Genomic DNA, 7,107 nt, shown 5'->3' with positions numbered 1-7,107 from the left:
GGGCCCTGGGCCAGGTCCGCGGCGCGCAGCGCCAGGGTGGCTGCCGTCGCCGGCCGGCAGGCCACGCAGACCGGCCGGCCCACGGCCTCGGACAGCATCGCCGCGTCGGCGGCCGCATCCAGCAGATCGAGCAAGTGCGCGGGCTGGCCGGCCTCGGCCGCGCCCCGCGGCCAGGCGGCCACGCGCACCGCCTGGATGGGCCAGTCCATCAGCGCCGCCAGCTCGCGCCGCGCCAGCGTGTGCATTGCCGCCGCGTCCGGCGGCAGCCACAGCGTCAGGCGGCCCTCGAGGCACCAGGCCGCGACGCGCGCGCCGGACGCCGTATCGGCGGGCCGCCATTGATATTCAGGATCATCGTCCGGATTCCCGTCCGCCCGGCCGGCGCGATCCTCGCGCGGCGACGGACCGTCGCCCCGCCACACCGGCGCCATGCAGGCCAGCGCCTGCCGCGCATGCTGCGGCGTCACGGCGACCACGCCCACGAAGTGTTCGCGCCGCACCGCCGCCACCACGCCCGCCTGGGCCCGTGCGTCGTCCAGGCGCACGCTGTCGAGCGCGCTGCCGCGATAGCGGGTGCCGTCCCAGCCAGCCGCGGGCGGGCGCAGCGCCAACCCGTGCAGCAGGTCGGAAGGCGGCTCGACGGCGAATGCCGCGGCCTCGGGCAGCCACGCGCTCATGCGTCGGCCCCCTCGGGTCCGCGCGGCCGCGCCATCGCGTCCGCGCGCAGTTCGACCGCGCGCAGCGCCGCCTGCATGATCTCGACATGCGTGCCGCAGCGGCACAGGTTGTGATGCAGTTCGCTGCGCAGGGCTTGTTCGGACGGCGCCGGGTCGCGGCGCAGCAGCGCCTCGACCGTCATGATCATGCCGTTCAGGCAATAGCCGCACTGGGCCGCCTGGCAGTCGATGAAGGCGCGCTGCGTCGGCCCGGGCCGCTCGCGCGTGCCCAGCCCTTCGAGCGTGGTGACCTCGCGCCCCTGCGCCGCCTTCACCGGAATCACACAGGAGCGCGCCGCCACGCCGTCGATCAGCACCGTGCAGGCGCCGCACTCGCCCAGGCCGCAGCCATACTTCGGCCCGTTCAGCGCCAGATCGTTGCGCAGCACCAGCAACAGCGACGTCGTCGGCGGCGCCGCCACGCGCACGGCGGCGCCGTTGACCTTCAGGCCGATCGGATCGGCGGCGAGCGTGGCGGAGTGTTCCATGATGTGCGTGGCGAAAGATCCGGTGAAGGAAGGACGGCGGGCGCGTCAGGCCGCCTTGGCCTTCGGTTCGACCAGCGGCTCGCTGAACACGTCGTAGCCGAAACACCAGCTGGGGTCCTCATTGGTCCGCAACCAGGTGTTGTCGTGCGAAATGCGCTGCACCTTGCTGGCGCGCTCGGCGCGGTTGGCTTCGTACAGCGCGAAAGCCAGTTCGTGATTATGCGCCCCGACCTCCTTGAAGCAACGCACCAGCATGGCGCCGTCCTCGATGGCCATGGCCGCGCCCTGCGCCATGTGCGGCTTCATCGGGTGGCAGGCGTCGCCCAGCAGCACCAGGCGGCCGCGGCTCCACAGCGGCAGCGGGTCGCGCTCCAGCAGCGACCACTTGGTCACCTCGACGGTGGCGTCGATCAGCGCCTGCACCGTGGGATGCCAGCCCTGGAAGGCCTCGCGCATCTCGTCCTTGCTGCTGGGCAGCCAGCGGTCGTTGAGATCCCATTTCTCGACCGGCACGCCGGTCACGTAGTAGAGCTCGTCGGCCTTGCTGGTGACGAAGTACGTCATCATGTGGCGGTCATCGGTCCACCACTTCACGCAGGCGTCGAACGGCAGCATGCCGGCCTTGACCTCGGGCGTCGGGAACACCGCGCGATGCGCCAGGTAGCCGGCGTACTTGGGGGGTTCGGGCCCCAGCAGTTCCTCGCGGATGTGGGAATTGACGCCATCGGCGCCGATCACGATGTCGGCATGCTCGACGCTGCCGTCGGCAAAGCGCATCTCGACGTCGCTGCCGCGGTCGGTCACGCCGATCAGGTGCTTGGAGTACGCCATCACGCGCTCGGGCAGGGCCTCGATCAGCAGGGCGTGGAAGTCGCCGCGATGCACCGTCAGGTAGGACGCGCCATAGGTCTTGACGGCGTAGTCGCCCAGCGGGATCCGCGCCAGTACGTCGCCGGTCATGCCGTGGCGGCTGTACCAGTAGTCGGGATGCGAACCCTGGGCGTTGAGCGCGTCCTCGATGCCGATGCGGCGCAGGATCTTCATGACGTTGGGCCCGACGTGGATACCGGCGCCCAGCCGCGAAAAACTCGGCGCCTGTTCGTAGACGCGCACGTCGAAGCCTTCCTGCAGCAGGAGCGAGGCGGTGGCGGCGCCACCGAGGCCGGCGCCGATCACGGCGATGCGGGGGGATTTAGACAAGAGGCTCTCCTACTTTTCTATGCATACACTCTATTTTTTCCAGATGGAAAACCGCACCATCGTGGATCCGAAACTGTTCGCCTTCGTCCAAAACAGTGCATTTTTATGCACATATAGGTAAAAACCACTATGAACATCGGCTTTGCGATTCACCTTGCTGTTTGCAAGAATAGAGCGTCTACACTGTTTTTTTAATTTATCGAAAACCCTAAGATGGATTCGCGCATCACGTCATCACGCTCGATCCGCCCCCTGCGCGGCGCAAGCGATGGCCGCCGGATCCCGTCCTGGCATCGACCCACCCGGAGCACGGCATGAGCCAACCATCCAGCACCTTCCTGTACGGCGCCAACATCCACGCCAACGGCATCCGCCAGCACTACCTGCGCTATGGCGGCGCCGAAGGCGCGCGCGCCGAACGCGACGCGCTCATCCTGATCCCCGGCATCACCAGCCCGGCGGTCACCTGGGGCTTCGTGGCCGAGCGCCTGGGCCAGCGCTACGACACCTATGTGCTGGACGTGCGCGGCCGCGGCCTGTCCAGCGCCGACCCCGGGCTGGACTATGGCCTGGACGCGCAGGCGGCCGACGTGCTGGCGCTGGCGCAGGCGCTGGGCCTGCAGCGCTACGCCCTGATGGGCCATTCCATGGGCGGACGCATCGCGGTGCGCGCGGCCCGCGGCCAGCCGGCCGGCCTGACGCGGCTGGTCATCGTCGACCCGCCCGTCTCCGGCCCGGGCCGCCGCCCCTACCCCGCCAAGCTGGCCTGGTACGTCGACTCGATCCGCCAGGCCACGCACGGCATGGACGCCGAGGCCATGCGCGCCTTCTGCCCCACCTGGACCGAGGAACAGCGGCGCCTGCGCGCGCAATGGCTGCACACCTGCCACGAACCCGCCATCGTGCGCAGCTTCGAGGACTTCGGCCGCGACGACATCCATGCCGACCTGCCGCATGTGCGCGTGCCGCAACTACTGATGACCGCCGAGAACGGCGGCGTGGTCGGCGACGAGGACGTGGCCGAATGGCAGGGCCTGGCGCCCGACACCCTGCACCGGCGCGTGCCCGCCGCCGGCCACATGATCCCCTGGGACAACGAGGCCGGTTTCCACGAGGCGCTGGGCGACTTCCTCGAACCGCGCGGCTGAACCCCGCCCTTCCCCCCTACTTCGACAGGAGTCCGCCATGCCCGTCAGCGACATCGACCTGATCCGCGCCTGGAAACAGGTGCTCACGCTTTCCCGCCTCGAAGCCGGCCAGACCGTGACCGTGCTCACCGGCGCCGACACCCATCCGCAGACGCTGCGCTGCGCCATCGCCGCCGCCGGCGACATGGGCGCGCGCGTCAACCGCCTGGATCTGCCGCCGGTCAACGGCGAGAAATCCCTCAGCCGCGACTCGCTGGCCTACCTGGGCACCACGCCGCTGACCGGCAACCCCGCCGCCATCGCCGCGCTCAAAGCCAGCGACCTGGTGCTGGACCTGATGACGCTGCTGTTCTCGCCCGAGCAGCACGAGATCCTGCAGGGCGGCACCAAGATCCTGCTGGCGGTCGAGCCGCCCGAGATCCTGTGCCGCCTGGTGCCGACCGAGGCCGACCGCGCCCGAGTGCGCGCGGCCGCCGCGCGGATCGCCGAGGCGCGCCAGATGCGCATCACCTCGCAGGCCGGCACCGACCTGCAATGCCGGCTGGGCAGCTTTCCGGCGATTTCCGAATACGGCTTCGTCGACGAGCCGGGGCGCTGGGACCACTGGCCCAGCGGCTTCGTGCTGACCTGGCCCGACGAAGGCCACAGCAACGGCCAGGTGGTGCTGGACCGCGGCGACATCCTGCTGCCGATGAAGGACTACGTGACCGACCCCATCACGCTGACCGTCGAGCGCGGCTACGTCACCCGCATCCAGGGCGGCCTGCAGGCCGAGGTGCTGCGCGACTACATGGCGTCGTATGAAGACCCCGAGGCCTACGCCGTCTCGCACATCGGCTGGGGCCTGCAGCCGCGCGCCCACTGGTCGATGCTGGGCCACTACGGCAAGGAGACCCATATCGGCATGGACGCCCGCGCCTTCGAGGGCAACTTCCTCTGGTCCATGGGGCCGAACAACGAGGCCGGCGGCCAACGCACCACCGCCTGCCACATCGACATCCCGATGCGCCACTGCACCGTGATGCTGGATGATCGCGCCGTCGTCATCGACGGCGTGGTGCAGGACGAACCCGGGCTGGCGCGCGCCGCCCGCCGCAAGGAGTTGGCATGACCACCACCGTTCCCGCCGGGGATATCTCGGCTTACGCCCGCCAGGGCTTCGGCACGCCGCTGCCGCTGAAGGCGCCGTTCGGCCTGCTGATCATCGACTTCGTCAACGGCTTCGCCGACCCCGCCGTGTTCGGCGGCGGCAATATCCCGCAGGCCATCGAACGCACCCGCGCCTTGCTGGCGCACGCGCGCGAACAGGGCTGGCCGGTGGCGCACAGCCGCATCGTGTTCTCGGACGACGACGCCGACAGCAACATCTTCTGCCTGAAGGTGCCGGGCATGCTGACGCTCAAGGAAGACAGCCACAACAGCGCCATCGTGCCGCAGCTGGCGCCCGCGCCCGGCGAATACGTGGTGCGCAAGAGCACGCCGTCGGCGTTCTACGGCACCATGCTGGCGCCGTGGCTGGCGCAGCGCGGCGTGCAGACGCTGGTGGTGGCCGGCTGCGTCACCAGCGGCTGCGTGCGCGCCAGCGTGGTCGACGCCATGCAGGCCGGCTTCCGGCCGCTGGTGGTGGCCGACTGCTGCGGCGACCGCGCGCTCGGGCCGCACGAGGCCAACCTGTTCGACATGGCGCAGAAGTACGCCGCCGTCATGCCGCTGGAGCAGGCCCTGGCCGACATCGGCGCGCTGGCGGCATAATCGTTGATCGGCCCGGATCGCCTTCGCCCATGAACCTGCCCCATCCCCACGCGCTGCACGACGCGCTGCTGACCCACCCCGGCGCGCTGCTGGTCGTGCGCGCCCCGACCGCGCCTCCCCGTCCGGCGCCCGGGCAGCCGGGCGTGGTGTCGGATTACGTGCAGGACACGCCCGAGGTCTTCGTGGCGGTGCTGGCCGACGCCGCCGCGCCGGGTGGCTGGCGCGCGCTGGCCTTCAACGGCCACGTCGACCTGGGCACCGGCATCCGCACCGCGCTGGCGCAGATCGTGGCCGAGGAACTGCACGTGCCGATGGCGCGGCTGGAAATGGTGCTGGGGCACACCAACGCCACCCCCAACCAGGGGCCCACCATCGCCAGCGCCAGCATCCAGATCTCGGCCGCGCCCCTGCGCCGCGCCGCGGCCCAGGCGCGCGAGCACCTGCTGGCGCAGGCCGCGCGGCAATGGGGCGTGGCGGCGGACACGCTGCGCTTGCGCGACGGCATCGTGCATCCCGCCGATGCGGGCGACGCGCGCGCCCTGCACTACGGCCAACTGGTGCAGGGCCGGCACACCCGGCTGGAACTGGCCACCGATGATGCCCAGGTGCGGCTCAAGCCGGCCCGCGACTACACCGTGGTCGGCAGCGCCGTCGCGCGCGTCGACATCCCCGCCAAGGCCACCGGCGAACTGAGCTTCGTGCACGACGTGCGCGTGCCCGGCATGCGCCACGGCCGCGTGGTGCGCCCGCCGCACCCCGGCCGCGACGCCGGCGACTTCATCGGCCGCTGCCTGATCGATGTCGACAGCGATTCCGTCGCGCACCTGCCGGGCCGCGTCCAGGTGGTGGTGCAAGGCGATTTCATCGGCGTGGTGGCCGACCGCGAGGAACAGGCCGAAGCCGCCATGCGCGCGCTCAAGGTGCGCTGGAAACCGGTGCCGCCCGCGCCCGCGCTCGACGACCTGGCCAGCGCCATCCGCGCCAACCCCGCGCGCCGCCGCCTGCTGCTGGAGGAAGGCGACGTCGAGGCCGCCTGTGCCGCCGCCCCCGTGCACCTGCGCCGCACCTACGTCTGGCCCTACCAGATGCATGCGTCCATCGGGCCGTCCTGCGCGGTGGCCGACCATCGCGACGGCCGCCTCACGGTCTGGGCCGGCACCCAGAATCCGCACATGCTGCGCGCCGACCTCGACCGCCTGCTCAAGCTGGGCGAGGACCGCATCGAGATCATCCGCATGGAAGCCGCCGGCTGCTACGGCCGCAACTGCGCCGACGACGTCTGCGCCGACGCCGCGCTGCTGTCGGCCGCCGTCGGCGCGCCGGTGCGGGTGCAACTGATGCGCGACCAGGAACACCAGTGGGAACCCAAGGGCACGGGCCAGCTGATGGACGTGGCCGCGGCGCTGGACGCCGACGGCCAGCTGCTGGCCTATGACTTCGAGGTGCGCTATCCGTCCAACGACGCGCCGCTGCTGGCGCTGCTGCTGACCGGCGCCGTGCCGGGCGAGCCTCGCGTGCTGGAAATGGGCGACCGCACCGCGGTGCCGCCCTACCGCTATGCCAGCCGGCGCATCGTCTGCCACGACACCGCGCCGCTGGTGCGCGCCTCGTGGCTGCGCGGCGTCTCGGCGCTGCCCAGCTCGTTCGCGCACGACTGCATGATCGACGAGCTGGCCGAGGCGGCCAGCGCCGATCCGGTCGCGTTCCGGCTCAGGCACCTGGACGATGCGCGCGCCATCGCGCTGCTGGAGGCCACGGCGGCGCGCGCCGGCTGGCAGGCCGGCGCGGCGGGCAGCCGCGGCC

The 7,107-nt window shown here is 71.2% G+C and carries 6 protein-coding genes and 1 pseudogene; 4 read left to right on the top strand and 3 right to left on the bottom strand.

Annotation, left to right across the window (positions count from 1 at the left end; translation table 11 throughout):
- The 3 genes and pseudogenes from H0523_RS31120 to H0523_RS31110 form a co-directional block, all read right to left on the bottom strand.
- Window positions 1-677: pseudogene (locus tag H0523_RS31120) on the bottom strand (hypothetical protein); the annotation flags it as partial.
- A complete protein-coding gene (locus H0523_RS31115; RefSeq protein WP_054434749.1) occupies window positions 674-1,204 on the bottom strand; it encodes a (2Fe-2S)-binding protein in 531 nt (176 codons plus the stop codon). The pseudogene H0523_RS31120 and the gene H0523_RS31115, both read right to left, overlap by 4 nt.
- A gap of 45 nt (window positions 1,205-1,249) precedes the next feature.
- Window positions 1,250-2,404 carry an FAD-dependent monooxygenase gene (locus H0523_RS31110; RefSeq protein WP_054434747.1) on the bottom strand — a complete coding sequence of 385 codons (1,155 nt, stop codon included), beginning with the start codon at window positions 2,402-2,404 and terminating at the stop codon, window positions 1,250-1,252.
- A gap of 314 nt (window positions 2,405-2,718) precedes the next feature.
- On the opposite strand from H0523_RS31110, the gene H0523_RS31105 reads away from it, so the two are divergent.
- The 4 genes from H0523_RS31105 to H0523_RS31090 all read left to right on the top strand — a co-directional run.
- On the top strand, window positions 2,719-3,552 hold the full coding sequence (locus H0523_RS31105) for an alpha/beta fold hydrolase (protein ID WP_054434745.1): 834 nt from the start codon (window positions 2,719-2,721) through the stop codon (window positions 3,550-3,552).
- A gap of 37 nt (window positions 3,553-3,589) precedes the next feature.
- On the top strand, window positions 3,590-4,663 hold the full coding sequence (locus tag H0523_RS31100; RefSeq protein WP_054434743.1) for a 2,5-dihydroxypyridine 5,6-dioxygenase NicX family protein: 1,074 nt from the start codon (window positions 3,590-3,592) through the stop codon (window positions 4,661-4,663).
- Window positions 4,660-5,304 carry an isochorismatase family protein gene (locus H0523_RS31095; RefSeq protein ID WP_054434741.1) on the top strand — a complete coding sequence of 215 codons (645 nt, stop codon included), beginning with the start codon at window positions 4,660-4,662 and terminating at the stop codon, window positions 5,302-5,304. The genes H0523_RS31100 and H0523_RS31095 overlap by 4 nt, the downstream gene beginning before the upstream one ends.
- A 29-nt stretch (window positions 5,305-5,333) precedes the next feature.
- The coding region (locus tag H0523_RS31090) for a xanthine dehydrogenase family protein molybdopterin-binding subunit (protein ID WP_180180283.1) at window positions 5,334-7,107 on the top strand (1,774 nt) is incomplete at its 3' end.

Origin of the sequence: Achromobacter insuavis, assembly GCF_902859645.1 — a bacterium.
GTDB lineage: Bacteria > Pseudomonadota > Gammaproteobacteria > Burkholderiales > Burkholderiaceae_B > Achromobacter > Achromobacter insuavis.
Note: the sequence above shows the minus strand (reverse complement) of the source record. Positions and strands in the feature narration are given on the sequence as shown.